Genomic DNA, 26,989 nt, shown 5'->3' on the forward strand with positions numbered 1-26,989 from the left:
TTTTTGAGATTCTCCCTTGGATTTTTTTTAGTTAGCTTATCTATTATTCCGTATTGTTTTGTGCTAACCAATTATAAATTTCGGTTTGTGCACGCCTAGGTTTTACAGTGCCCAAAACTTCCAATTCATTGTTTCCTTCTTTATTGATGGTTCTTCTTTTTGTATTATCTTCCAACTGCAGTTGAATAATGGTATTAATTTCTTCAATCTGTTTTTCGTCATACAACGGAAAAGCCACTTCAATTCTTCTGTTTAGATTTCGGCTCAACATATCAGCAGACGACAAATAAATTTTCTCTTTACCATTATTGGCAAATCTGTAAATTCTGGAATGTTCCAAAAACATATCTACAATTCTGTATATTTTTATGTTTTCAGATATATTTTCAATTCCTGGCAACAGAGTGCAAATTCCGCGCACGATCAATGCTACTTCCACACCCGCCTTTCCAGCTTCAATAAGTTTATCAATAATCTCTTTTTCATCAACTCCATTTACTTTTAAAAAGACAGCAGCCTCTTTTCCCTTCTTTTTATAATCTATTTCAGTCTGTATTAATTCGATCAGCTTTTCTTTCATATTAAAACCTGCGGCTAAAATATGTTTTGGTTCTCCTGTTTTTTTCTTGGTTTTTAAAAACGCAAATACCTTTTTTAGATCATCTGTATATTTTTTTTCTGAGGTAAAAAAGCCAAAATCAGAATAAACATTGGCAGTGCTTTCATTAAAGTTCCCAGTTGACAGATAATTATAGTGTTTTTTATTTCCGTATTTATCTTTCATTGTCACCATGGCCACTTTAGCATGAACCTTTAAATTGGGCATGCTTTGAATAATTTTTATGCCGGCATTTTTCATTTCTCGCGACCAGAATAAATTATTATACTCATCAAATCGTGCTTTTACCTCCACAAAAACGGTTACTTTTTTGCCATTCTTTGCCGCGCTTATTAAAGCATTAGCAATTAAGGACTGCGATGAAATTCTATATAATGTGATTTTGATCTCTAGAACGTTTTTATTAATGGCTGCTTGATTAAAAAACTGAAGCACATAATAATACGATTGATACGGAAAATGAAGCAGCTGATTTTGCTTGTCTATCACTTCAAAAATTGATTTCTTGCTTTCAAAAGGTAAATGCTTGAGACCTGGATAATTTATTCCCTGAAGATTTGGTTTAACAGGATTTGGGAACTTGAACAAATCATACATATTATGATGGGTTCCGCCTTTTATCATTTCTTCTTTTTTAAGTCGAAAAGCTTTTTTACATACAGAAATGGTTTCTGCATCCATGTTGGAATCATACAGAAATCTTGTTGAAGAACCTCGTTTTCGTTCTTCGATTTTGGCTTCAATTTTGGCTATTAAATCTCCGGAGTTTTCATCTTCTATCAAATAATTTTCATCTCGGTTTAGCTTAATCGCATTGCACGAAACTACTTTTCCAGAAGGAAAAATCAGAGACAAACAATTTTTTATTATGGTATCAATTGAAATAATATAATGCGTTTCTCCCAGACTTTGCAATTGTTTGTATCGATCCAATTTGTCCGAAGGAATATTTAAATAAGCATAATTATAATTTCCTGAAGCATCCTTTAGTTTAACCAAAAAATATAAGCTTCGGTTATTTAAGAAATAGGTTTTAGGCTGGTTTAAAGAAATATAAACCACCTGAATATAGGATAAGATTATGCTTTTAAAATAATATTCGATCTCTTGAAGATGTTCTTCTGAAAGTTCTTGATTTTCATAATATACAATATTATTTGCGGCCAATTCTGGCAATATTGAATTCTTCCAGATGGCTCCAAATCTATTTTGCTGGACGTTTACTTCTGTTAGAATTTTATCTAGTAAGTCTTTATTTTTCTTAGAATTTTTGATCAGCAGTTTTCTGATTTTAACCCTGAAAAATTCGTCCAAATTAGAAGAATGAATGGCTAAAAACTTGATTCTTTCATATAATGAATTATTCTGGTCATCGGCTTCTTCTAAAATACAATTATTGAAAGAAAGCCATGAAATTTCTGAAGGTATAAGATAGTTTTGCACGTTTACTAAAATACTTTTATGTAGAAAATAAATTGGTTTTGGCTGTAATAAGCCTCTCTGTAAATTTGAGAAATTATTATTTTAAAAAACACTACAGACAAGCAGTTAACTATAATTTAATTTATGGGTAACAAAACCTAATTCATATTAGACCACTTCTCTATTTTATAACATTTGCACGTATCAAGGTAAGATATTCTCCGAAATGCATCATTTTCTTTTTTACTTCCAAACAAAAAGCAATCCTAATCCTGTTAACTTTTTATTAACCATATTGTAATACTGACAGATAGTACGATTTCTCTTTTCTGGTACTTACTACTAGTAAAAATTATAATTCAAAATAATATCAGAATATCTCTAGGCAAAATGTACAGGAAACAAGTTTTTTAAAGGGAGATTATTTTTCTCAGTTGACCATTGCTCTCTATAATTTATCAAAATCAATGAATTTAAATATGTTATAAACAATTAAAACTAGAATTATGAAAAAACAGAATCTAAAAAAAGTATTAAGCAACGTCTTAATCATTTTGCTAACTGGAATTACTTTCTCCTGTCAGGATACGACAATGGAAGAACAAGAAACGGCCGTTGTGGCAAAAGAACAGCAAAACTCCACAAAAAAATTCGTTGCGTCTGCAGTATCTGATTTGGCAAGAAGATGGGCTCCTATTCATTATAGAGATGTAGATGCTACAGGAACTTATTCCGAAGGTGGAAAATCAGATTACATTACTGCCATTAATTATGATAATGATTGGAATGCAGAAAATAATTGGAACAATCTTCCTGCTTACGCTAATTCTTTGGCTGCTCATTGCTACTATTCGATAGTAGAATCAAAAACGCATTGGTTTATTACTTACGCCTTTTTTTCTCCAAGAGACTGGACAGACAATCCGTTTTTATACTCATTAGACCAGCATGAAAATGATTTAGAAGGTGTTTTAATGGTTATTGAAAAAGATGGTTCTTCGTACGGTGCCTTAAAAGGAGCTGTTACTGTAAGCCATTCTGACTTCTTTTCGTACGTTCCAACGAGCAGTTCGTTTGTAAGCGGTTTAGAAAGTATTGATGGCACTTTGCAAATGAGAGATTACAATGGAGAATTGCATCCTGTTACAGCGCAAGATGCTAAAGGACATAGTCTTAAAGCTTGGCCGCAACATGATATCGATGGAGATGGAATTATCTACTACCCTTCTGCAAACGGAGTGGCAGAAATACCTGCCGATAATTATGATAATCATGTGGAGTATAAACTTGTCGATATTTTTGAAAGTGGAGGTTTATGGGATCAAAGATTTAATACAGAATTGTTTTCTAGTCCAGCTGGAGGATTTAAAGGAAATGATTTTAAAACTGGCGGCGCTAATGCTCCATGGGCATGGGATGATGGAAATGATGCAATTGTACAAGGAGGCGAATTTGCTACAGATCCTGCAAAATTAGCCGATAATTATTTTGATGCTGTAGGCAATTTTTCACGCATTTATGTTGACAATAAATACAATGCTTCTGCTGGAGGCATCGTAACTGTTTATCAAAACTGCAATTACACTGGTTATGCAATTGCTTTGCCTGCTGGCAATTACACATTGGCTCAACTTAAATCGTACGGAATTGTAAATGATGATTTATCTTCTGTTCGTCTAGAAAGTGGATACAAAATTACAATGTATCAGAACGATAATTTCGGTGGCGAGTCTGTTGTAATAACTGGAAACAATAGTTGTTTAGGAAATTTTAATGATAAAGCTAGTTCTATAAAGATTAGTGCTTTGTAAGCTTTCTTTAAACTATATTCAAATGAAAGTCCTAATTAAAAATTAGGACTTTTTTGTTTTTAGTTACTTACGAAATTTTTCATTTTACATATCCTCAAATAACTGATTATCAAAACAATAATCCTATTTAATTATTTATTTAGATCTTAACTTTTTACAATTATATTATTTATAGCGTCCTAAAATCATAAAAAAATAAAAAAATGACATAAAATACTGATATTCAATATTTTATTTGTTGAAAATATCCTACATTAAATTTTGAGTCTTTTTAATTCTTAATTTTAATGGAAATTAAAAAATTAGAACTTATTATAATTTAAGCTGCAGAAAACATACTCTAATAATAATTAAAAATCACAAATTATGAATGAAGATGAATTTTACACAAATGCAGAAGAGAGCACTTTAATTAGTGGTTCTAGTAAAGAATTGAGCAATAGCAGAAACGGATTTACTGATGAAATTGAGATGTCGTCTGAAATGGATGCCGACGAATATACTTCAATTTGGTCGTATTATAAGTGGGTCTAAAAGTAATCTGATATTAATGGTGGACTGCAAACATCATACAAAAGAGCATATTGCTTAAAACAAAGCTGCAGAATAAAAAATGCTAAAATACTTGATTTTTCTTAAGCTTAGTATTTATAAAAATCCGATTACACCAGTAATCGGATTTTTGCTTTTTAAAGTTTTAAGGAATAATTTTAAAAGTACAAAAGTAATATCCGTAAAGCGTTTTATCATCAGTAACTGCACAGATGTACTTTTTTAAAGTCTTTGAAAGATGCAGTATTTTTACGTTTACTTTAAAAACGGTATCTATCGGCATTGCTTTACTTAAAGCTATTTCCATATTATCTATTTCCATATTTAGATCAGGAGTCATTTCAAAAATAACTTTAAGAATGCTTCTTCCGATATGTGTCGCGGCAACAATTTCATAATGGTCAAAATGGCCAGCACAATGATTGCGGGTATATTTATCAACCGTTATATTAAACTCATCTTTGCTTACAGGTTCAATTGAAACATTTGGCTCCGTATCTGTATAGCCATTGGCTTTTTCAGTAGAATAATTCAGTTCAAATATTTTCTGAAATGAAGGTTCGTCTATAATGAAATAATCAATTTCCATGTGATATACTGTAGTTTTATCATCTACTACTTCAATTAAAGATTTTCCTTTCTGATTATTCTCTAAATACGATCTAATTTTGGCCCTTAATAAACCAGAAGGCGGAGTAAAAGAAACTTTTCTAATTCGTGCTTTTTCGGCAAGAAAGTAATTTTTCTTATTTGTTTTTAACTCTTTCGCCAAACTTAGACTTGACAGTGTAGAAAGCGTTTTCAAAAGTTCACTGAAGTTTTCCTTCTCATAAGACTGAAATGACTTAAAAAGCGGAATTTCTGTAGTACCTTCATTAAAAACAATTTTATCTGCATTTTCAAAAAGGTAAGGAAAAGACTCTCCTATTAATTGTGTTCCAATATTCTGATGATTTGTTGTCATAATATTACAGTTGTTTGACGTTATACACTGATTTTATATTGAAATTATTATCCGTTTTTTCAAAAGTGTAGCTTATTTCACAATCGATATTTACGATTTCTTTTATTCCTTCTACAAATGGCAAAAAGGTTGGAATTGTTACATGCTTTTCGATTCCTAACTGAGTGAGTATTTTTAAATATCGGTCTACTCCCGTTAGTTCTATTGTGCTGTCTTTTGGAGAATACTTTAAAATTTTAAAATTATACTCTGGACTCGAGTTGTATATCGAATAGATTACTACTGCTACAAACGCTCTCGTATCTTTCTCCAATTTAGGATTTGCCGCAAATGCTTGCATTGTTTTTAATTTGCCCAATTCATAAAATAACTTTTTAGAATGTTCATCAATTTTATCATAGCCATACGTTTCTCCTATAATTTTCAATTGCAGTCCGTAAAAGGCGCTCGTGACCTGAGATAAATTTTGAGTTAGGACAAATGTGTTTTCTGGAAAAAAAGTATTGACAATTTCTTCTTTTAGCTCTAATGAAGGAAAAACATCTTTACTTCTTGACTGCTCTAAGTTTTGTAATAATAAATCTTTCATATTGGTAGTTTTGTTAAAAGGGTTTATTGTGAATGCGAGATAAGGAATCACTCGTTTTCAAAAATGTTATTTAATTTTTAAGGTGTTAAAAACCATAATAATTAAGAAAACACATCGGCATTTAAAAAAAGAAGCTATCCGGCAAGAACAGCTTCTTATTTTTAAATTCTCCAATTCTTAGCTCTTTATATCCTATCTCCGCCTATACTGCTGGAGCTAGAGCTAGAACTACTTGTCTGTGCGCCTCCACTTGAAGTCCCTCCTAAAGATGAACCACCTACAACTCCTTGACTTAAATCTCCACCAACTGCATTACCTGAAGGTATGCTGCCTATTATACCTATATTACTCTCTGAAGTCTCAGCTGATGAAGATAGGTTGCCTACACCTACTTGACTTAAATCTCCACCAACTGCATTACCTGAAGGTATGCTGCCTATCTGACCGACACCAAATGAAGATGATTCGTTTGAAGATGAAGCTCCTGAAGCTGCCCCCCCACCTATCTGATAAAAATCCTCATTGCTTTTGTTTGTTTCTTCTGTACTCATAATTTCTAAATTTTAAAGTTACTATTTATCTCATTTTTATTATTTCAATAAAGTATGATGCCTATGATCTCTTGATCATAAAATCTAAAGAATTTTGCTAAAATTGAATGGGCTTATAAAGAGAAGTTCTTTTGGAGTGAAGAAATTATATTTCTTATTTTTCTGACATAAAAGTAATTAAATTATAATAGCAATTATAGAAAAATCTCACTTTTAACATTTTTAACAAATTGAAAAACAGACACTTACAGTAAAAAATACTTAAAAACCCAGTAAAACAGTACTTTTAAGGACTTTCTTTCAGTATCAAACTTTCAATTTTTTCAAATATGTCCTAATGTTATAGAATCTAAACTTATTGTATCTCAGACACTTTGTTACTTTGCCCCGTAGATTACGAGTGATTTTTTTACATCGCAAGAATCGTAATCAAATGCATTTTTAATAATAAAAACTGTTGTCATGAAAATACTTTGTTTTTTTTTAATGCTGAATGCAGGTTTGTTTTCTAATTCAAAAAAAGAACCCAACAAATACCTTTCTGAACTTGACGCTGAAAGATTTAATAGTCGTTTAAGTAAGGTTAAAGCAATGATACGTTCCAATTCAAAATACCATTCTAAGATTGCTTTTTTTGTAGACATGAAAATTAAATCTGGCAAAAACCGATTTTTTGTCTATGATCTCGAAAATGATACAATACTAGATCAAGGATTGGTAGCACATGGATCGGGATCTGAAACTGAAGTGAAAGGGATTTTAAAGTTTAGCAATATTCCAAATTCTAAATCAACTTCTTTAGGGAGTTATTCTATTTCTAATAAATACAAAGGAATGTTTGGAAAAGCCTACAAATTAATTGGTTTGGAAGACAGCAATAACAACGCCTTTAAAAGAGCTATCGTACTTCATCATTATTCAGCTGTTCCGCATGAAGAGCAGGAATATTACATTGCCCGCAGTCAGGGCTGTCCAATGGTAAACGAGCTTTTTTTTAAAAGAATAGAAAAAATAATTGACAGTTCTAAATCGAGTATTATTCTCGATATCTATTACTAAATCTGAATGCTTCTTATTCAGACTTTAATACAATTTTCTAAAACAAAAATTAAACATTAATAAATACTGAAAATCATGAAAAAAACGATTTTATCCGCTATAGCAGCATTCGCTTTACTGTCTTTCACTACTTCTTGTGATAGTGACGATAGAGAAAAAACAATAACTCCTGCAGATTTACCTGCACCAGTCGATGTGTTTGTAACACAACATTTTCCTAATGCGACTTATGCACGCGTAACAAAAGAACACAAAACAGAAAGAGACGGAAGTCTTTATGATGTATTGCTAACAAATGGTTTTGAAATAGAATTTGATGCTGCAGGAAACTGGGTAGATATTGAAGGACATTACCAGCCAGTTCCTGTGGAATTAATTCCAGAGAAAATCAATGCTTTTGTTACTGAAAACTACAAAGATTCTCATGTTACTTCTATTGATAATGAGCCAGGACATACAGAAATTGAGCTTTCAAACCGACTTGAATTAATTTTTGACCCTAATGGAAATTTCGTTGGAATTGATCGTTAATTATAATTAAAGTTTCTATACTAACAACAGTAGAAACTGCCTTTTACATTCTTACTAAAAAAAACCTGTTTCTAGATGAAACAGGTTTTTGATTTATATACTATTCGATTCCAAAAATTGAATCAACTTAGATAATTTTTTAATTATTAAAGAGGTGTTTTTAAAGGCGCTATTTTTTCTTAACTATAAAATCTTCAGCGGGTTTTCTTCCAAAATTACTGAAGTATTTACGGGTAAAACAATCCCTTCTTTTAAAATTTAACTCCTGAACCACATCATTTACAGTTAAATAACACCCGCCACCAAGAAGCTTTCGTGCCAGATTCATTTTTTGTTTTCCAAAAAACACACTTGGACTTGTTCCTTCTATTTTTTGAGAAAGCAATTTGTATTTTGAGACCGACATTTCTGCTTTATTAGCTAAGAAATCTACACCAGGAAACCTGCCTTTTAAATTTGCCAGCATGTATTTTTTAGAAACATTAAAAGCTTCCAGATCTTTTCTCTTTACTCCCCTTCTTATTGCTGTTTGGGCATTAGACGAATATCTATTGCCAAAATTAGCCAGTAATCTTAGCGTGATTCCTCTTAAATACAAATCAAAAGATTCTTCCTGAATCGATTTGTTTTTAATCGAATACATTAAAATCTTACTGTTGCTGTCGATGTAATCATAGAAAAACAATTCTTTATCATCAAATTTATTTTCCTGCATCGAATTGTCTTGCAAGTTGTTTATTAGAGGCATTAAAAGTTTTTCATCAATAATAAGCCTCACTGCAAATACTCTCTTGCCAATAACAGGCTGATAGGTATTTTCTATATCATTGCTGGTAAAGGCAAAACCTAAGTTGGCTTTATACCCAATTTTATAAATCGAATTTTGAATCTGAATAGAATTAACATCATCGCTAAAATCAAAATGAATGATCCGTAAATTATTATCATTTCTAAGCCTTTTAATCTTTATCGGAGCAGAAGCTACAAAGTCTAATAGCAACACAGACATGCCCGGAATAACCTCTAAAAATAAAGAATATCCTTTTCCGACTGACTCCGGCATATGCATTAATTTGCCATCTTTTATAGTAGCACCGATATTTTTTGCCAGCTCATTATGCCACTCAGGAGATAATGTATAATAATGTTCAAATTCTTTCATAATATGATAGTTAATGTTATAATGCATTCCGCCTCGTTCTTCAAAATTTCAAGCGGTTAAAGTTTAGTATACAAAAACAAACTATCAGTCACTTAGAAATTCTTACAAAACAGTATATGCAAAGTGACAGATTATCAGCAATATTATACATTTAAATAGTAAAAGATTAAGACACTTTTCTTGCATTTTTACTAATACTTAAAAAATAATCTTAAATTTTCATACTATTGACAAATCACTTAATAAGTTACAATTTTTCTGCAATAAATTCTCAACTTTGTTTCTATCGAAATGAATACGTTTGTCTGTAAATTGATCCAACTGCAGCTCAGTATGAATATCGGTTCCTGTAAAATCATACAAATCATTTCGAATTAAACATTCTGCCATTTTCTGTGCTCTTTTTCCATAATAGCCTGTTAAAGACATTAAATTAAGCTGGAAGCTAACTCCAAATGCTTTTAATTTTTTGATGTTTTTTATGTCTTTATGCAAATACAAGTATCTTTCTGGATGTGCCATTATAATGCTATAATTTTTACATTTTAATTCAAACAGCATTTCAAACAAATTCACAGGATAATCTCCATGTGAAATTTCTACCAATATATAATTGTTCCAAACACACAAAAGCTCTTCATTTTGTACCCGCTCTATCAAGCTGATATCCAGCATATATTCGCTGGCATAGCCTTTTATAAAAGATTTATTAAATTCTGTTTCAACAGCAATATTATAGGCTTTTTTTATGGTCTTAACGCTATTGTTCCAGTACTTTGTAAAAGTATGAGGCGTTACCACAGCTCCCTGTATATTGATTTGAGCCATTTGTTTTATAAGCCTTGAAGTTTCTGCAAGACTTTGAGATCCATCATCTATCCCCGGAAGAATATGATTGTGAATATCAATATAACCGTCCGGTATTATTTCTTTTAATGAATAATGGGATTTGAATAATGATAACATAAAAATGAATTAATAAAAGCCTACGCTTTCATTTATAAAAGAATTTTACAGCAAAATTGTATTGCTTTACTATTGCATCAGTTTGGTTTAAAGCCAAATTTAATTAGACGATTCAGCCAAGATTTTTTTTCTTCGTGCCTTCCGTAACTGTAGCCATAACCATAATTGTAGTCGTTTCTTATATCAATATCGTTAATAACATATCCCATATTTTTAAGTTTATGCTCTTCATGAAGTCGAACCGAATAAGAAACCAATTTTTTCTCTGTTACACCAGATCGCATTACGAATAGCGTGACATCTGCAAATTTGGATATAATGAGCGTATCAGACACCAGCAGTGTTGGCGAAGTATCAAAAACAATGGCATCATACTCTTTTTTGGCTTCTTCAACTAGAGTACCAAATTTTTGGTTTGACAATAAAAGCATTGGTTTTGGCGGAATATCTCCAGCCAACAAAATATCTATACTAAAATCATCATCTTTATTTCTAAGAATCATATCCTTCCATTGCAGAGCACTATTGTGCAAATAGTTTGATAGTCCGCGATTTCCTTTTGTTTGATCGATATGTTTATGTAACTGCGGATTTCTTAAGTCGGCACCTACGAGCAATACTTTTTTACCCAGCTGAGCATAAGCATTGGCCAAATGATAAGAAACAAATGTTTTTCCCTCACCCTTTATAGAAGAAGTAACAAAATACACTTTGCCTAATTTATTGTCAGTTTCTGGGGTAATAAATTCGGTATTTTGAACCAATGTTCTAAAGGCTTCAGATGCTTCTACATCTTTTTCTTCTTGAATGGTATGTTCTTTTGCAGACGGTATTTCTCCTAAAACAGCTATTTCATTATTTATCTTTTCTACATCAGTACCGGTATACACTTTAAGATCAAATATCACTAAGAGAAATAAAATACCGAAAGGAATAAAAAGCCCTGCAACCAACGCTATCATCAAAATAACATTCGTTTTTGGAGCAATAGGCGTATCTTGAGTTATGGCATAATCTATAATTTTTGTATTAGGTACAACCACTGCCAAATTTATAGAAGCCTCTTCTCTTTTTTTAAGCAATAATAAATATAGACTTTCCTTTAGATTTTGCTGACGCTCAATACTTCTTAATATAGTTTCTTTTTCTGGTAATGCGGCAAAAGATCCTTCTGCTTTTTTATGCGCTATTTTATCCTGAGAATGAGTAACTTGTAATTGCTGCTGATAGCCTTTTACAGAATTTAGAAGATTCCTTTTTTGATTATTAATTGAATTTACCAGAACCGTTAAACTGGGATTATTCATTCCCGCACTTGTTTTTAGTTTCTGATATTCCAAAACGGAGCTATTATATCCTTCAACCAACTGATTAATGCTTTTATTGCTAACTCCGATATCGGCTGGCAAAAGTTCAATACCTGATTGACCTGACAAACTATTTTGCAGAAGCTCTACTAAAAGTAGCTGAGAATCCATCTCAAAAAGTGATTGCTCTTTAAATGATTTCTTTCTGATACTCTCTTCTATATCTCCCTGAATAAAACTTAAATTGTTGTTCTTTTTAAATTCCTTTTTTGAGGTTTCTATTCTATCTAATTCTTGCTTTAAAAAAACAAGCCTGTCATTCACAAAATCGATAGTTCTTCTCGAAATCTCTTGATTGTCACCTACACCGTCCTCTTCAAAAACCTTAATCAGATTATTCAGTATTTTTTGTGCATGCTTACCATTACTGCTTTTTAATGTTAGTGATATGATATCACTATTTTTGCCGATAGAGGCTAAATTAATTTCATTACTAAGTTCAAACGCAACTAAATTCAAAGGCTTTAAAATAACTTCATAATCATTATACTTATCTATGTTTTCTTCTGGTGAAAGCTGAATGTTTATAGGAAAATCTGGAAGTCTGCCTTTAAACCAATATCCTTCTGTGTTTATTGCTTTACCGGATTCTTTATTTACAACTTTATAACCTGTTGGGGTTAGGCTAACATCAAATTTTGCAACTGTTGACAAACTACTCTCCGGTAAAATATAAGTAACCCAAAAAGGTGGATTAAATTGTTGTTTTCGTTTCATTCCGTCTTTTGAGAAATAGCTTATGTTTAGTTTTAGATTTTCTACTACTTTTTTATTGAGTCGATGCGATTTTAAAACTGCTTTTTCACTTTCCAAATTAATTACGGACTTGCTAAATGCTTTAGAAATATCCATTGAAAAATTAGAATTTTTTCTATCATCTATACATTTCACTTTGGCTTCTGTAATGTATATCTTATTTGAATATTTTAAATACACCACCGCAACCAATAAGCAACAGAATATGGAGACTAAAAACCAAGGCCAGCGGCGTAAGCATTTATTTAGTAGTTGAACAATATCAATGCTCAATTCCTGCTCTCTAATTTCAAAAGAACTTTTCTTATTTTCATTATTAGTCATAGCAAGGTTATCTCGTTAATAAAATAATTGAGCTCAGTGCTAATGACACTATAGTCAAAATAGTGCTTGCGTTTCCGATATATCCGGAAGTCTTAACTTTTGTACTGTTAGGATTTATTATCAGCACGTCATTTTGCCTGATGTTGAATGAGGAATCGTTCATCCAGTTCACGGATGTTAGATCAATATGCTTAATCGTGCGTATTCCTTTAGACTCCCTGATTAGTAATATATCTTTTCTTTGTCCATTAATCGTTAAATCACCTGCATAACCTAAAGCTTGCGGTATAGTCAAAGTTTGCTCAGAAAAAGAGTAAGTGCCAGGTTTATTTACTTCTCCCAAAATGGTCACTTTCGAATTTAAAATCCTGACCCTCACTATAGGATCTACTAAATGCCCCTCTGTTTCCAACTTCTCTTTTAGATCTGATTCTAGTTCTGATGTTGTTTTTTGCAATACCGAAATTGTTCCTAAAACAGGAAATGTAATTGTACTTTGAGGTGAAACTAAATACCCCTCCAGTCTAACAGTTTCTGCATTAGCTATATTATTATTTCCCAAAGATTGTATATTATAAGCCATCGCTGCTTCAGGAATTTTTGTTCCAACTGTAATACTTAAAATATCATTAGGCTCGATACTTGCCACAGCATTCTGAATGGAGATTGCTCCATGAATATCATTATTCTGAAAATATAAAATATCCTTTTTTGAAGCACAGGATTGTAATAGCAAGACCGTTATCACAATTGCATACATAAATTTATTCATAACTTTTTCTGTTACAACATTATCATTAAATTTCTTCTTCATTTGTTCTTTTCAATTAAAAAATAATACTGTATCGCCCGTATAAATTCAGCTACGTGCTTTGCATTATATCTGATAATGGCTTTTAAATGTTATAGGCAAGTATCCCATGATAGTGAGAATAACAATTAAAAACATACTCAGGTTAATGTTCAATTCTTCCATAAGAAAAGCACAAAAAATTATAATCAGAGTTATGGTGCTAATGACAATTGTAGTTTCTATATGTGTTGCACCTGAATCTAAAAAACAAGTATGAATGTGATTTTCATCTGACTTAAAAGAGTCTTTACCATTTTTGATTCTGATAAAAAATAATCTCAATATATCCAGTAAAGGAAAAGAGAGCATAGCTATAATAAAAACAGGACCATTATTAAAACTGAATATGGTATTTTCATCATTGTTTACATTTAAAAAAATTATTGCTTGGTATACGATGACAAAACCAATTACCATACTTCCGGTATCTCCCATAAAAATTTTTCGCTTATGTGAGGTATTGAATTTTAAGAACGCTATTAAGGAACCTAGTAAAGAGAATGATATCAATACTTGAGTAAATTCTTTATTTATCAAAAAATAAATTCCGAAAAATAGACAAATCATTGCTGCAATAATACCTGCTAATCCGTCTATTCCATCAATTAAATTGTAGGCATTAATAACTAGAACGAAAGTCAAAAAAGTAAAAACCAGCGACGGCAGATAAGGCAGAGTATATATACCTAAAAAGCCATTAAAAGTGGTAATGCGAATGCCTAAAAAAACAATCACAATTGCAGAGGCCAAAAGCTGAGCCATCATTTTTTTTAATGGCGAAATAACAAGCAAATCGTCTTCAATACCGATAACAAACATGATGATAAGTGAAGCTCCTAAATCGAATAGGATATTCATTTCTAGATATTTGCTCAAAATAGCACCTATAAAAGCAAAGGTTAAGGCAAAACCAAAAAAAATTCCCACTCCTCCCATAGTAGCAGTTTTAAAACGATGCGAACCTCTTTTTTCTGGCAGTTTTGAAAGCTTCTTAATGTAGCTTAAATAAATAATTACCGGATACAATTTATAGGAAACCAGAAATGAAAACAGAACGATTAAAAAAGCGCTCAAAAAGTAATAATGCTGAAGGTATGATAGTATTATTTGCATAAAATTTATAATTAAAAATCCTCTCCCCAATTACTTTATAAGGGTCTTTTGAACTGTTCTCGCTTGCTATTAATTGTAAGCAGCTATTGTATTACCATTGGCCTCTAAACAAATCTGTTCATTTAAAGCCATTTATGACCATAAAACATCCTACATTTTATGATCATAAATGAACTGCCTATCTATTTAATTCTAAAGAATAATACCCAAAAACAAAAAACTTATTAAAACTAAACTCTGTAATAGACAGCCTTTCTGCTAGAAGCAGAAAACTTAAAAAAAAATAAAACTAGATTACGTAAATATTGCTGGTTGAAAATTGGGTCAATTCTGATTGTAATGTCTTAAATTTTGAAAAATTCCATTCGGTAGCACTGGCTCATTAAAATCATTTTTATTATTAAAGTATTCTTTTAAATCTTTTATAATTTCTGTCTTCGCTTTAGAGCCGTCCAGCAGGATTAAATTTCCCAATTCTTCTAAAAAAGATACGCTATTATACAGTTTTTCATTGAACAGATAGACTAAAACATTGGCTCCTTTTTTATCCTGTTTTAAAAAATCAAGAAATTCTAAGTTATTGTACACTACATATATACAGCGGTCAAAATCTTTAGGTTCCTGTTTTGAATCTGTTAAAAACGAATCTTCATTAAACTCAAATTCTTCTTTAAATTTTCTTTTAAACATTCTTAAAAATGTTCCTTTGTTGTCGCGTACCAATACTTTTTCCTTCTCCATTTTTTCTGTATTTTAGAAATCATTTACTTATTCTCAATGTGGTTTCTGACATTAATCCATATTGATAATGAACTCGCTTCGTCGATTGATCTGATGTTGTTCTTCTGTACAAGGAACGCCATCGCCACAATCATTTAATAATTGCGATTTTCCGTAGCCTTTGGCCGTCAATCTGTTTCTGTTAATTCCTTTTTTAACCATGTAATTAAAAGTTGCCTGTGCTCTCTTTTCAGACAAGTTGTTATTGTATGCTTCGCTGGCACGGCTGTCTGTGTATGAACGAATATCAATTTTCATGTTCGGATACTGTTCCATAACCGCAATAACTTTTGCCAGATTCTGTTCTGTATCGGGCTTGATGTTGTATTTGTTTAAGCTAAAAAGCACATTTTGAATTCCAAAAACTTTCGCCAAATCATCGCCCGTAGTAACTCTTTTGGTTCTTTTGTTTACTTTGATATTGTGCTGCATTTTAGAAGCATTTTTCAAGTCTAAAAGACGCATTTCGCTTGTTTCAAACTCTTTACCATCAGCTTGTAAAACACGAACAAAATATCCCTCATGACCTTTAACATTAAAACTATAGTTTCCGTCTTTGTCGCTGGTTACGGTCTGCAATACATTAGAATTTGCATCCAATAATTGAATCGTTGCATTTGCAAGCGGCTTTCCGTTTTCATCAGTAACAATGCCCGTAACTTGAGAAGCCAATACCAGTTTTTCTTCTTTTTTTGACGCTAACGTGCGAACATAGTAACCCGCCTTTGCTTTCACATCAAAGCTGTATTTTCCGTCTGCATCACTGGTTACCGTCTTCAATAGATTATGTTTAGAATCGAACAATTGAACAATTGCATTTGCCAGTGGTTTTCCGTTTTCATCGGTTACAATTCCTGTCACTTTTGAAACCAGCATCTGATTTTCTTTTTCTGTACGAATAGAATAGCCTTCTTTCGCTTTTATATTAAAAGTATATTTTCCGTCTTTGTCGCTGATTACCGTCTGCAATACATTGGAATTTGCATCCAATAATTGAACTGAAACATTTGCCAATGGTTTTCCATTTTCGTCGGTTACAATTCCCGTAACTTGAGATGCCAAAAACTGGTTTTCTTCCCTTTTTGATGCAGCCGTTTTAACATAATAGCCTGCCTTTGCTTTCACATCAAAACTGTATTTTCCGTATGCATCACTTGTTATAGTCTGCAATAGATTATGTTTCGAATCGAACAATTGAACAATTGCATTTGCCATTGGTTTTCCGTTTTCATCGGTTACAATTCCTGTCACTTTTGAAACTAAAACCTGATTTTCTTTTTCTGTACGAATAGAATAGCCTTCTTTCGCTTTTATATTAAAAGTATATTTTCCGTCTTTGTCGCTGATTACCGTCTGCAATACATTCGAATTTGCATCCAATAATTGAACTGAAACATTTGCCAAAGGCTTTCCGTTTTCATCGGTTACAATTCCAGTTACTTGAGATGCCAAAAACTGGTTTTGATCTCTTTTTGATGCAGCTGTTTTAACATAATAGCCTGCCTTTGCTTTCACATCCAAACTGTATTTTCCGTCTTTGTCGCTGATTACAGTCTGCAATACATTATGTTTAGAATCGAACAATTGAACAATTGCATTTGCCAGTGGTTTTCCGTTTTCATCGGTTACAAATCCTGTCACTTTTGAAACTAAAACCTGATTTTCTTTTTCTGTACGAATAGAATAGCCATCTTTAACTTTTATATCAAAAGTATATTTTCCTTCTTTGTCGCTGATTATCGTCTGCATTACATTCGAATTTGCATCCAATAATTGAACTGAAACATTCGCCAATGGTTTTCCGTTTTCATCGGTTACAATTCCTGTAACTTGAGATGCCAAAAACTGGTTTTCTTCTCTTTTTGATGCAGCAGTTTTAACATAATAACCTGCCTTTGCTTTCACATCAAAACTGTATTTTCCGTCTTTGTCGCTCGTTACAGTCTGCAATACATTATGTTTCGAATCGAATAATTGAACTATTGCACCTGCTACTGGTTTTCCTGTTAATGGATCCGTGATAACACCTGTTACTTTAGAAACTAAAACCTGATTCTCCTGTCCTGCCGATTGCGCTGTACGGACATAATAGCCATCTTGGCGTCTTACATCAAAACTATATTTTCCGTCCTGATCCGTTTTTACAGTTTCTAGCAAATTGAACTGTGAATCGAATAACTGAATCGTCATATTCGCCAACGGTTTTCCCGTTTCTTCATCTATTACAATACCTTCCACATTTTGCCTGTGATTATAGGTAATCGCATTTTTTTCTTTAAATTTAAAAATATCATCAAATCCTAAACTCGCGTCTCTATTGGTAGAGAAAAAACCTTGCTGTGTTTTAGGATTAATCCAAAAAGCAAAATCATCAGAACCGCTGTTTACGGGAGCTCCCACATTATACACTTCTTCATAAGCGTTGTTTTTTTCTAATGGCGTGATAAAAATATCCAATCCGCCTAATCCTGGATGACCGTCAGAAGCAAAATACAGCTCATTAGACTCTGAAATAAAAGGAAATGTCTCTTTTCCTTCTGTATTGATTGGAGCTCCTAAATTCTCAACAGGTCCAAATCCTCCATCACTCAAAATGGCTACTTTATAAATATCCGACTGTCCAAACGTTCCAGGCATATCAGATGTAAAATAAAGCGTTTTATCATCTGGACTCAATGCTGGATGCGCTGTGCTGTATTCATCAGAATTAAAAGGCAGCTCTTCTACATTGGCCCATTTATTATTTTTAAGAGTCGCTCTATAAATCTTCAGATGCACCGTATGATCTTTTCCTTTTTCAGGTTTTCTGGACGAAAAATTATTTCTGGTAAAGTACATCGTCTGTCCATCTTTTGTAAAAGCAGGAGTCGATTCATTTACTTTTGTATTAATATCGCTCGAAAATTTCTTGGGAGCACCCAGATTTCCAACACTATCCATAGCAGCAGCATACAAATTGGTAAATGCCTGATTGGTCCAGTTATCCTTTCTTCTCACAAATCCAAGTGTATCTCTAGCCGACGTAAAAACAAGCAGATTTCCTAAAAAAGCCGTTCCGTAGTCTGTAGCAGGCGAATTAATTCCGGCATTCTTTACTTCGTAACGTCCAGAATTTTTCTTGATTACTTCTAGATAATTTTTATTTTTATTGTATGCTTTTGCCCTGCTGTCCTTGGTAGCAAGCTGCGTAAATTTTTCCATTATCACAGCCGCCTTTTCATAAGACTCTACTGCTTTTAAGGTCTGGGCATAACGATAATAATATTCTGGCTCTAGTTTTTCATTCATTTCAAAAAGAGCCGTATACCATTTTTCTGCCTGCTGAAACTGACTTCTGAAATAATAGGAATTCCCTATTTTTTGAAATAAGTCTGCTGACTTATACCCTTTATTGGCTATATTCTCATAAATTTTAATAGCATCAATATAGGCGTAGCGATCGTAATTTTTGTCAGCAATTTTAAGCTCACCTTCTTGGGCTATAGCACTGCTGATTGTAAATAAAAATGGTAATATTAATTTTGGTTTCATGCTGGCTTGTAAATTTATACGTCTTTAAAAATATCTAGGAGAAACAATTCTTTCGTAATTATCAAAAAGTTCAAAGCGCAGGAAAATCTCATGCGATCCTGAATTATAATTGGCTAATTTGGTTGTTTCAGCGTCATACGAATATCCTATCAGCAAACCGTCGCTTACCTGAAATCCTACCATAGCGCTAAGTGAAGCGCTCCATCTATACGATAAACCAGCGGTAAACTTTTCGTTAAACATTAAATTGGCCGCAATATCCGTTTGTACCGGAGCACCCGAAGCCACTTTTGCCAGTAAAGATGTTTTTAGTTTTATGTTATAATCAATATCAAAAACAAGTCCTGTCATCAGATAGGTATCCATACGGCTGTTTACAACAAAATCTTTCGCATCTTCTCCAGCCATTTTATCGTAATAACTGGTTCTTAACATTCTGGGAGCCGATATTCCCGCATAAAAGTTATCGGAGTACAAATAAACCCCAGCTCCAATATTCGGGGAAAATTTATTATCTATATCATGCTGAAATCTAGGATCGTACGGATCATAAATATTCAGTTTTGTAAAATCTACGTTTAGCATATTAGCTCCAGCTTTTAAACCAAAAGCTAATTTGTAATCGTAGTTAATATCAACAGTATAAGATAGGTCAGCAGATATGTTGTTATCAACCATAGGACCTATTCTGTCATTTAATATCGACATTCCTATTCCTAATCTGGTATCGTTAAGAGGTGCATTAAAAGCCGCCATATTGGTAACTGGCGCACCGTCTATACCAATCCATTGATTTCGATGTGATCCGAAAATACTCATAACACCACGAGATCCTGCATAAGCCGGATTAAGATTGGTGGTATTGTACATGTATTGTGTAAATTGTGAATCTTGCTGTCCCCAGCTAAAATTGCAGAAAAATAATACGAACGATGTAACTACTAATTTGATCCTTTTCATATTGCAAATATTTTATGGTACAAAGGGACACAATATCTGCGACACATTATTATTAGATTCTATCAGATTAGGACATAGTTCATTTTTCAAATAAATGAAAATCAACACTTAACATCTAATTACTTCATCTATTAGAGGAGTTTTTTATTAAAAAATCCGCTTTAAAATCTAAAGGATTTCAAACGGATTTGTATGTTTTTTATAAAAAAGATTCTTGTTTTAAAATGCAGTTTAATAGTCTGCTTTTACAAAATCTTCGTACGGATTCTTTTTATAAGTTCTATAATATTTTTCCGAAAGGTATCCTAATTTGATATTGTCCAAAACTTCTAATACTTCAGATATACTGTCGAATCTGCCACTTTTGAGAAGTTCGTTGGTCAGGATAATCTTTTCTCGCCAGAAAAAACTATTGGGTGTGGTGGTATACATTTTTTTAAACAAAGACATGTACTTCGACATAGACATTTCAGCCATGTCGGCCAGAAAAGCAACTCCGGGAAAACCGGTTAGTAAGTTATTTAGTAAATATTCTTTTGTTTTATGCAAGGATTCTGCTTCTTTCTCTGAGATCGAATGTAGTAGCGGAATCAAATTGGTATAGCGATCTACAAACTTGCCCAATAATTTTAGGGCAATTCCTCTTATAAACATTTCAAAGCCTGGATCCAGAAAATTTTTATCCTTTGCTCCGCGCATAATGATTTTGCTTTCGCTGTCAATATGATCGTAAAAAAACAGTTTGTTTTTACTTTTTTTGATCCTGCGTTTGTCTGAATTACGAGCAAATTCTTTGGCAACCGAAAATTTCAGCAACTCTTTGGACACTAATAAACGTAAAGCATAAATTCTTTGCCCGATAGCCGGTTGAAAATTATTATCGGTTGCATTATCAAATACTGCTAAACCTAGGTTGGCTTTGTAGCCTATTTTATGTTTGACATCTTCTACATGAATCAAATTCATTTCGTCGCTAAAATCATAATGGATAATGTATAAATCCTCCTCAGATCTCAATCTTCTTACCAATACAGGCACTTTGCCCGTAACATCTACCACAACAACTGAAAGCCCTTCCATTACTTCTGTACAATAAAAGCCGCCATCAGCAATACTTTCAGGAAATTTAACAACATTTTTATTAATTATTTCCCCGCCCATTTTAACAAGATCTTTTGCTAATGTTTCCTGCCACTCCCGTGATAAAGAATACGTATGACTAAATTCAACCATTATGTTATCTGTTTGATAAAATCTTTAGGCGACATTCCGTAGAAGTCTTTAAATTTTGCAGTAAAGTAAGAATGACTTGTAAAACTCAATTCGTCAGAAACCTGAGCAATTGTCAAATGAGTTTCCATCAGCAGCCTTTTGGCTTCCTGAAGTTTATTGTTCAGAAAAAAGCTATTCGGAGTTAATCCTGTCACTTTTTTAAACAGTGTTTTATATTTTGATCCAGACATATTAACGTCTCGTGCCAGTGTAGTAATACTTGGAAAAGAACGATTTAGATTGTCCATCAAAAAAGCCTGAGATTTTACAATTCCCAAAAAATCGTCATTATTAACCTTATCGATTACCAGTTCATCAAAAGACATACCTTGCACATATTCTGCCAAAAGACATTGTACAGCGCCTCTTAAATGAAAATCAAAAGTAACACCTCCTACTTCCCTAGAACGCAATTCATTCAAAAGATGAATGCTTTCATTGCTCATTCTAGTTATTTTTAAAATCGTATTCTGCTTTGGGTCTACAATCTGGTCAACATGATCTTTTAAGGTCGGATTTTTTTCTAGGTATACTTTTATAATTTCTTTTTTTATAAAAATACAAAGCGTAAATACTTTGGTATCCTTGTCTACAATATAATTGTGCGTTAAACTGCTATCAATAAAACTTAGGTTATAATTCCATTTTCCGATCGAATTGTAAACATTGTCAAATACTGAAGTTGTCTGACCGACTTCTGTAAGATTGTAATAGATGCCTACAAAATCATCCAGTTCATTTTCTTGCGTAAAATGGAGTTTGGTATTAGCGGTAAACTCTTTATAAAATGCCGAAATCCCGAAATCGCAATTCAAAAAATACCGAACACCTGTAGAAATATGATCTGGAGTTACGATAAAATTTCCTTCAACGTGACCTTCCAGCTGTTCTGCGTAAGATTCAACCCAATCTAGTTCTACGCCGTAATGGTGCTTGATTTCTTTCATAAAAGTTATTAGCTCTGATTTTGGTTAACTTAAAAAACGGAAAACAGAAAAGCAATGCCATAAATGTAGTAATTTTATCATAATTTTCCCCAAAAAACTTGCCCCCAAGCAAAAAAATACTACACTATCAGCATTGCTTTTCCTAAAATTTAAAGAAATCTGTTTTCCTCGTCACTGTATTGCCCCCAACAAATACAGTTAATTGTCCTGACTCAGGTATAAGTATCCTGATTTTTCTCTATATGATTCTCCATTTTTGAACCTCAAAATATAAAAATAGGTTCCTGTTGGCACTTCTGCACCTTGTTTAAAAGAGCCTTTTCCGTTTCCTTCTCCTCTAAAAACACGCTCTTGTTCATTATATCCATTAGCCTGATATACTTTTATTCCATAACGGTTATAGATTTCTAAAGTATTGTCTGGAAAATTATTGATCCCTTCAATTTTAAAGAAATCGTTCAATCCGTCTCCGTTGGGCGATACGGCATTGTAAACTATCAAACCATCTTCCAGTTCTCCTGGTCTCGCCGTTACACGTGCTACAGTAAAAATACCTGTTTTGGACACTCGCCCCGTAACCATTTTCTGCTCTGCGTCAACAATTCCACCTTCTGCTTTCCATTGCTGCGTAGGAATATCCCATCTTACGATCTGAATACTAGTCCCTGCTAAAGCATCGTAAATATAAGAAGCTGTTGTAGCTGGATCTAAAGTAAGACTTAGTACAATTTTGTCTTCCTTATTTTCTTTTGTTACTTTCCAGTACTCTTTATTGTCAATTAATTTTATCTGATCCTGCTTCTGATTGTGCGGAAACTGCAAATCTGAATTTTCAAGAAAGTAATGTACCACGTAAGCAGCATCTTCTGAGACAGCACCGTGCAGCATCGGACGATAGTAGTTTTTATCTCCGCTAGGGAACTCAAATTCCTTTGTTCCTATTTTTTTTAATTTGCCATCTATAAAGCTATTTTTACCTGCATTCTTATGACTACTGTTTTTATCAAATGTAACTGTACTGTCATAAGTATCAGCATCTACAATTCCGTTTTTAAAATCGGCGTTTCCTGAAATGCTGATTTCTCTTGCCAATATAAAAGGCACTGTTTCTGACTTATTATCGAATACTACATTTTTGAAACGGGTGTACACATTTTGCGAAACCACATCTCCATCTATAATCTGTTCCTGCCCGCCTATGAAGTGCGTAGTTCCTTGCTCTGATTCGGTAAAACTGATTTTACCATCATTACTCCAGTGCTGTTTAACCTCTAGCTGACCGTCATTAATAACTTCGCCCAAAGGCGTATTATTAAAATCTGAACCTAATGATACTATTGTACCCGGCTTCACTTGTAAAGTCGTTTTGTTTACAATCTGCGCCTGTAAGTTACCGGCACAAAAAAGACAAAAAAGACCTGTGTTTAAGGCTGTTTTATTATAAAAATATCGTTTTTTCATAAAATTCGAATTTTCGTACCAATGCAGTTCTAAAATTGAAACTTTGTGCATCTGACTCTGTTATTTTCTTTCTTGTTTGGGTATAAACATTTTTTTCTTTTTCTTTCGAGACAAAAAACAATTAGCGCCAAAAAACGCGCTTTAATAGCCCCAACAATCATTTTACAAAGTGACAAATAATTGAGATTATTATATATTTAGATTCTATCAGATTAAGACATTTTTAAAAGCATTCCTCACTCTTAAAACTAAAAGCAAGTCTTGAGAGTTACTTTTGAATCGAACTCTGCTACATCCTATACAAAAAAAGGCCATCTCACTACTTGCGAGACAGCCCTTTTTGTTGTTTTAATTTTTTAATATATTATCTAATAAATTAAAACGGTAATTTAATTAATTGTTTTTTGATAATAACTGCTGAACTGCTTTTTTCAAATTGTCTAATTCGATTTGCTGTTCTTTTTGCGCTTTTTCTAAAGCCTGCAGTTTTTTATCTTTTAACTCAATTTCTTTCTGCTGTTCTTTAACCGCTTCGATCAATACTGGAATAATGGTTGTATAAGTTACTGAATAATAACCATCACTACCTTTTGCAACCGCTTCTGGCAAAATCGGTTCCAAATCCTGCGCTATAACTCCTAAATCATGAGTTTCCTTAAATTTCATATCTTTAAACTCATCTGTTCTCCAGTTGTATCCGACACCATTCATTTTCATGATTTTATCAAGCGCATTACCAATTGGGGCAATATCCTTTTTATATCTCCTGTCTGATGGAGCATTCCAAGCTTGTGATCCTCCAGCAGATCCTTCTACATAGAAATTTTTAGTATAATTATTACCTGTACCAATATTCACATTTCCTGAATTGTTAATATAGATTTTACGAGTACCTGAAGGCCCAATTCTCATAAAAGTTCCCCATCCACTTTCTACAGCAATATTCCAATCATCCTCTGATGAAGTAGCCAGTCCTAAAGTTAAACTTCTGCCAGCATTTGCACCATTAACATGCAATCTGTCAATAAAACCACTACCTACTTCTAACCCTCCACTAGTAAGACGCATTTTCTCAATATTACTGACTTTAAATATCAATGGTAAATTATTGTTTGTTCCTATGTAATCACCATTTGTAATTGAATTTCCTCTTAACCCCCATCCCAACAAACCTAAATTGGCTACTGGAATTCTTTTTAATAATCCTCCATTATTTTGCACTAATACATGATCTGTAGAAAGTGATGTGGTTGCTTGCAAACCTTTAATGTTTAATGTATTTATAGCCGAAGTTTCAATTGTTGTTGGTTTTGACAAAACACCTCCTAATTGAGCAGCTCCATTAACACGCGTCAATCCATTATTGGCTGCATCTACAATTGCAACACCTGTACTTGCAACACCATTTACAGTAGAGACTAAATTTCCAGTAGCATTTACCGCTAAGGCATTTGTTGTATTGGCACTGATTACTGTACCATTTACTGTAATGTTTCCGGTTCCTGTATACGTTTTTCCTACTGAAGCAGACGCTATTTTTTTCAAATTATTATTGGCATCTACTACAACTACCTGTTCACCTGCTGTGCCAGCTGGAAGTGTTTTTATAATTACACTGCCATCAAGATTAACTTTACCCGTACCTTTTGCTGAAATTTTAAAATCACTATTTGCATTAGAACCTACCTTAACCATACCATCATATCTTATAGCAACACCTTGGGTACTATTACTGTGCTGAAAACGGGCTAAAGTGTCAGCACGTACCGAAACATCAAGACCATAAGCAGGTGCTGTCTTTCCAATACCGACTTTTCCATCTGACAATATAGTCATTTTCTCTGTATTATTGGTTCTAAAACGTAACGGCTGATCGTTTTTTGTTCCTAAAAAACTTGACGCTGTTCCATTATTTCCAGCGAAGTCCCAAGCAGAACCAACTATATCAGAGACCGCTCTTTTTCTAACATTTCCATCGTGAGTTACCGTTACTATCGAATCTGCCGGTGCTCCAACTGGAACTTTTCTCATAACTATTCTACCTGTTAAATCAACCCTTCCATCACCTTTTGGAGAAATCTTCAAGTCGCTATCGTTCGTACTAGCTATTTTACTAATACCATCATGTCCAATCGCTATACCCTGAGTTTTGTTGTTATGCAGAAAACTTGCCAGAGTATAAGTAGCCGGTGGCCCAACGACATCAAGCGCATGAGCTGGTGCTGTTTCTCCAATACCTATTTTACCATCAAGGGTAACAGTCATTCTTTTAACCCCACCTGTCATAAGATTTAAGCCTCGATAATCATTAGCGGCAGCATCTATTCTATTAGAAGTAATTCCTTCACCTGAACCATTACCGCCGAAAAATAATCCGGTTCTAGATGATCCGTCACTTTGTTGATCAGCATCAATCTGTAATGTTTTTGAAAAAACTACATCACCGGCAACACTTAATTCTTTAGTTGGTGCAGAAACACCAATACCAACTTTACCATCTGCCAGAATCGTCATTTTCTCCGTATTATTTGTGCTCAAACGCAATGGTTGAGCATTGGTTGTTCCTAAGAAATTAGCCGTTGTTGCTGCATTTCCTGTTAAACCCCATCCAGCTGCTGCAGGATTTGCAGGACTCCATTCTGAACCATCAAATGTTAATACCTGATTAGCTGTTGGTGGCGTGTCTTTGACAGTTTGACCCTGTAATTTATTAGCATTCCATAAAGCAACACTTGTTTCTGCTGCTATTTCATTGTCTGTTATTGTTATACCTTTACCAGCTGTATTTACTGGGGCATCGGCTCCATTGTCACCTTTATCTCCTTTCGGACCTTGTGCTCCTGTTGCTCCATCGTCTCCTTTTGGACCTTGGATTCCCTGTGCTCCATCGTCTCCTTTCGGGCCTTGTGCTCCAACAGCTCCATCGTCTCCTTTCGGACCTTGTGCTCCAACAGCTCCATCGTCTCCTTTTGGACCTTGGATTCCCTGTGCTCCATCATCTCCTTTCGGACCTTGTGCTCCATCGTCTCCTTTCGGACCTTGGATTCCCTGTGCTCCATCGTCTCCTTTATCACCTTTTACTCCATCATCTCCTTTGGGACCTTGGATTCCCTGTGCTCCATCATCTCCTTTCGGACCTTGTGCTCCAACAGCTCCATCGTCTCCTTTTGGACCTTGGATTCCCTGTGCTCCGGTATCTCCTTTATCACCTTTTACTCCATCATCTCCTTTCGGACCTTGGATTCCCTGTGCTCCATCGTCTCCTTTATCACCTTTTACTCCATCGTCTCCTTTCGGACCTTGTGCTCCAACAGCTCCATCGTCTCCTTTTGGACCTTGGATTCCCTGTGCTCCATCATCTCCTTTCGGACCTTGTGCTCCATCGTCTCCTTTCGGACC

The 26,989-nt window shown here is 33.6% G+C and carries 20 protein-coding genes; 4 read left to right on the forward strand and 16 right to left on the reverse strand.

The genetic code is table 11. The features are described from left to right. Positions 1-43 precede the first annotated feature (43 nt). Positions 44-2,062: a polyphosphate kinase 1 gene (ppk1, locus tag AC3E9W_RS22515; protein ID WP_488770138.1), complete on the reverse strand. Its 2,019-nt coding sequence runs from the start codon at positions 2,060-2,062 to the stop codon at positions 44-46. A 485-nt stretch (positions 2,063-2,547) separates the two neighbouring features. Here ppk1 and AC3E9W_RS22520 point away from each other — a divergent pair, with 485 nt between their 5' ends. Beyond that, positions 2,548-3,852: a beta/gamma crystallin family protein gene (locus tag AC3E9W_RS22520; RefSeq protein WP_488770139.1), complete on the forward strand. Its 1,305-nt coding sequence runs from the start codon at positions 2,548-2,550 to the stop codon at positions 3,850-3,852. A gap of 366 nt (positions 3,853-4,218) precedes the next feature. Further along, positions 4,219-4,386: a hypothetical protein gene (locus AC3E9W_RS22525; RefSeq protein ID WP_488770140.1), complete on the forward strand. Its 168-nt coding sequence runs from the start codon at positions 4,219-4,221 to the stop codon at positions 4,384-4,386. 163 nt (positions 4,387-4,549) lie between these two features. Here AC3E9W_RS22525 and AC3E9W_RS22530 read toward each other — a convergent pair whose 3' ends face one another. The 3 genes from AC3E9W_RS22530 to AC3E9W_RS22540 form a co-directional block, all read right to left on the reverse strand. Further along, on the reverse strand, positions 4,550-5,368 hold the full coding sequence (locus tag AC3E9W_RS22530; RefSeq protein WP_488770141.1) for a hypothetical protein: 819 nt from the start codon (positions 5,366-5,368) through the stop codon (positions 4,550-4,552). 4 nt (positions 5,369-5,372) lie between these two features. Further along, a complete protein-coding gene (locus AC3E9W_RS22535) occupies positions 5,373-5,957 on the reverse strand; it encodes a hypothetical protein (RefSeq protein ID WP_488770142.1) in 585 nt (194 codons plus the stop codon). A gap of 185 nt (positions 5,958-6,142) precedes the next feature. Beyond that, positions 6,143-6,508 (reverse strand): hypothetical protein, encoded by a 366-nt coding sequence (locus tag AC3E9W_RS22540; protein ID WP_488770143.1) that lies wholly within the window; start codon positions 6,506-6,508, stop codon positions 6,143-6,145. A gap of 462 nt (positions 6,509-6,970) precedes the next feature. Here AC3E9W_RS22540 and AC3E9W_RS22545 point away from each other — a divergent pair, with 462 nt between their 5' ends. Together AC3E9W_RS22545 and AC3E9W_RS22550 are read left to right on the forward strand one after the other, a co-directional pair. Then, positions 6,971-7,567, forward strand: a complete 597-nt coding sequence (locus AC3E9W_RS22545) for a murein L,D-transpeptidase catalytic domain-containing protein (protein ID WP_488770144.1) — start codon at positions 6,971-6,973, stop codon at positions 7,565-7,567. A gap of 75 nt (positions 7,568-7,642) precedes the next feature. After that, positions 7,643-8,098: a PepSY-like domain-containing protein gene (locus tag AC3E9W_RS22550; protein WP_488770146.1), complete on the forward strand. Its 456-nt coding sequence runs from the start codon at positions 7,643-7,645 to the stop codon at positions 8,096-8,098. Between the two features lie 169 nt (positions 8,099-8,267). On the opposite strand, the gene AC3E9W_RS22555 is transcribed toward AC3E9W_RS22550, so the two are convergent. From AC3E9W_RS22555 to AC3E9W_RS22610, 12 genes are all read right to left on the reverse strand, one after another. Continuing rightward, the gene (locus AC3E9W_RS22555) at positions 8,268-9,260 is read right to left on the reverse strand and encodes a helix-turn-helix domain-containing protein (RefSeq protein ID WP_488770148.1); all 993 of its coding nucleotides are present in this window, start codon (positions 9,258-9,260) and stop codon (positions 8,268-8,270) included. Positions 9,261-9,479: 219 nt separating this feature from the next. Then, the gene (locus tag AC3E9W_RS22560) at positions 9,480-10,226 is read right to left on the reverse strand and encodes a tyrosine-protein phosphatase (RefSeq protein WP_488770149.1); all 747 of its coding nucleotides are present in this window, start codon (positions 10,224-10,226) and stop codon (positions 9,480-9,482) included. Between the two features lie 77 nt (positions 10,227-10,303). Continuing rightward, on the reverse strand, positions 10,304-12,673 hold the full coding sequence (locus tag AC3E9W_RS22565; RefSeq protein WP_488770150.1) for a GumC family protein: 2,370 nt from the start codon (positions 12,671-12,673) through the stop codon (positions 10,304-10,306). Positions 12,674-12,680: 7 nt separating this feature from the next. Then, positions 12,681-13,487, reverse strand: a complete 807-nt coding sequence (locus AC3E9W_RS22570; RefSeq protein ID WP_306155557.1) for a polysaccharide biosynthesis/export family protein — start codon at positions 13,485-13,487, stop codon at positions 12,681-12,683. A gap of 63 nt (positions 13,488-13,550) precedes the next feature. Then, a complete protein-coding gene (locus AC3E9W_RS22575) occupies positions 13,551-14,639 on the reverse strand; it encodes an MraY family glycosyltransferase (protein WP_488770151.1) in 1,089 nt (362 codons plus the stop codon). Positions 14,640-14,963: 324 nt separating this feature from the next. Beyond that, positions 14,964-15,380, reverse strand: a complete 417-nt coding sequence (locus AC3E9W_RS22580; protein ID WP_488770152.1) for a hypothetical protein — start codon at positions 15,378-15,380, stop codon at positions 14,964-14,966. Between the two features lie 51 nt (positions 15,381-15,431). Beyond that, the gene (locus AC3E9W_RS22585) at positions 15,432-18,950 is read right to left on the reverse strand and encodes a carboxypeptidase regulatory-like domain-containing protein (RefSeq protein WP_488770153.1); all 3,519 of its coding nucleotides are present in this window, start codon (positions 18,948-18,950) and stop codon (positions 15,432-15,434) included. Between the two features lie 24 nt (positions 18,951-18,974). Continuing rightward, positions 18,975-19,910, reverse strand: coding sequence for a PorP/SprF family type IX secretion system membrane protein (locus AC3E9W_RS22590; RefSeq protein ID WP_488770154.1), 936 nt, complete (start codon positions 19,908-19,910; stop codon positions 18,975-18,977). A gap of 231 nt (positions 19,911-20,141) precedes the next feature. Then, positions 20,142-21,143: a hypothetical protein gene (locus AC3E9W_RS22595; protein WP_488770155.1), complete on the reverse strand. Its 1,002-nt coding sequence runs from the start codon at positions 21,141-21,143 to the stop codon at positions 20,142-20,144. Further along, positions 21,143-22,129 carry a helix-turn-helix domain-containing protein gene (locus AC3E9W_RS22600; protein WP_488770156.1) on the reverse strand — a complete coding sequence of 329 codons (987 nt, stop codon included), beginning with the start codon at positions 22,127-22,129 and terminating at the stop codon, positions 21,143-21,145. Before AC3E9W_RS22600 ends, AC3E9W_RS22595 begins: the two co-directional genes overlap by 1 nt. A 198-nt stretch (positions 22,130-22,327) precedes the next feature. Continuing rightward, complete coding sequence (locus AC3E9W_RS22605; RefSeq protein ID WP_488770157.1) at positions 22,328-23,590, reverse strand: T9SS type B sorting domain-containing protein; 1,263 nt, start codon at positions 23,588-23,590, stop codon at positions 22,328-22,330. Positions 23,591-23,983: 393 nt separating this feature from the next. Continuing rightward, on the reverse strand, positions 23,984-26,989 hold a 3,006-nt coding region (locus tag AC3E9W_RS22610), incomplete at its 5' end, for a tail fiber domain-containing protein (protein ID WP_488770158.1).

The organism is Flavobacterium sp. 38 (genome assembly GCF_057799715.1).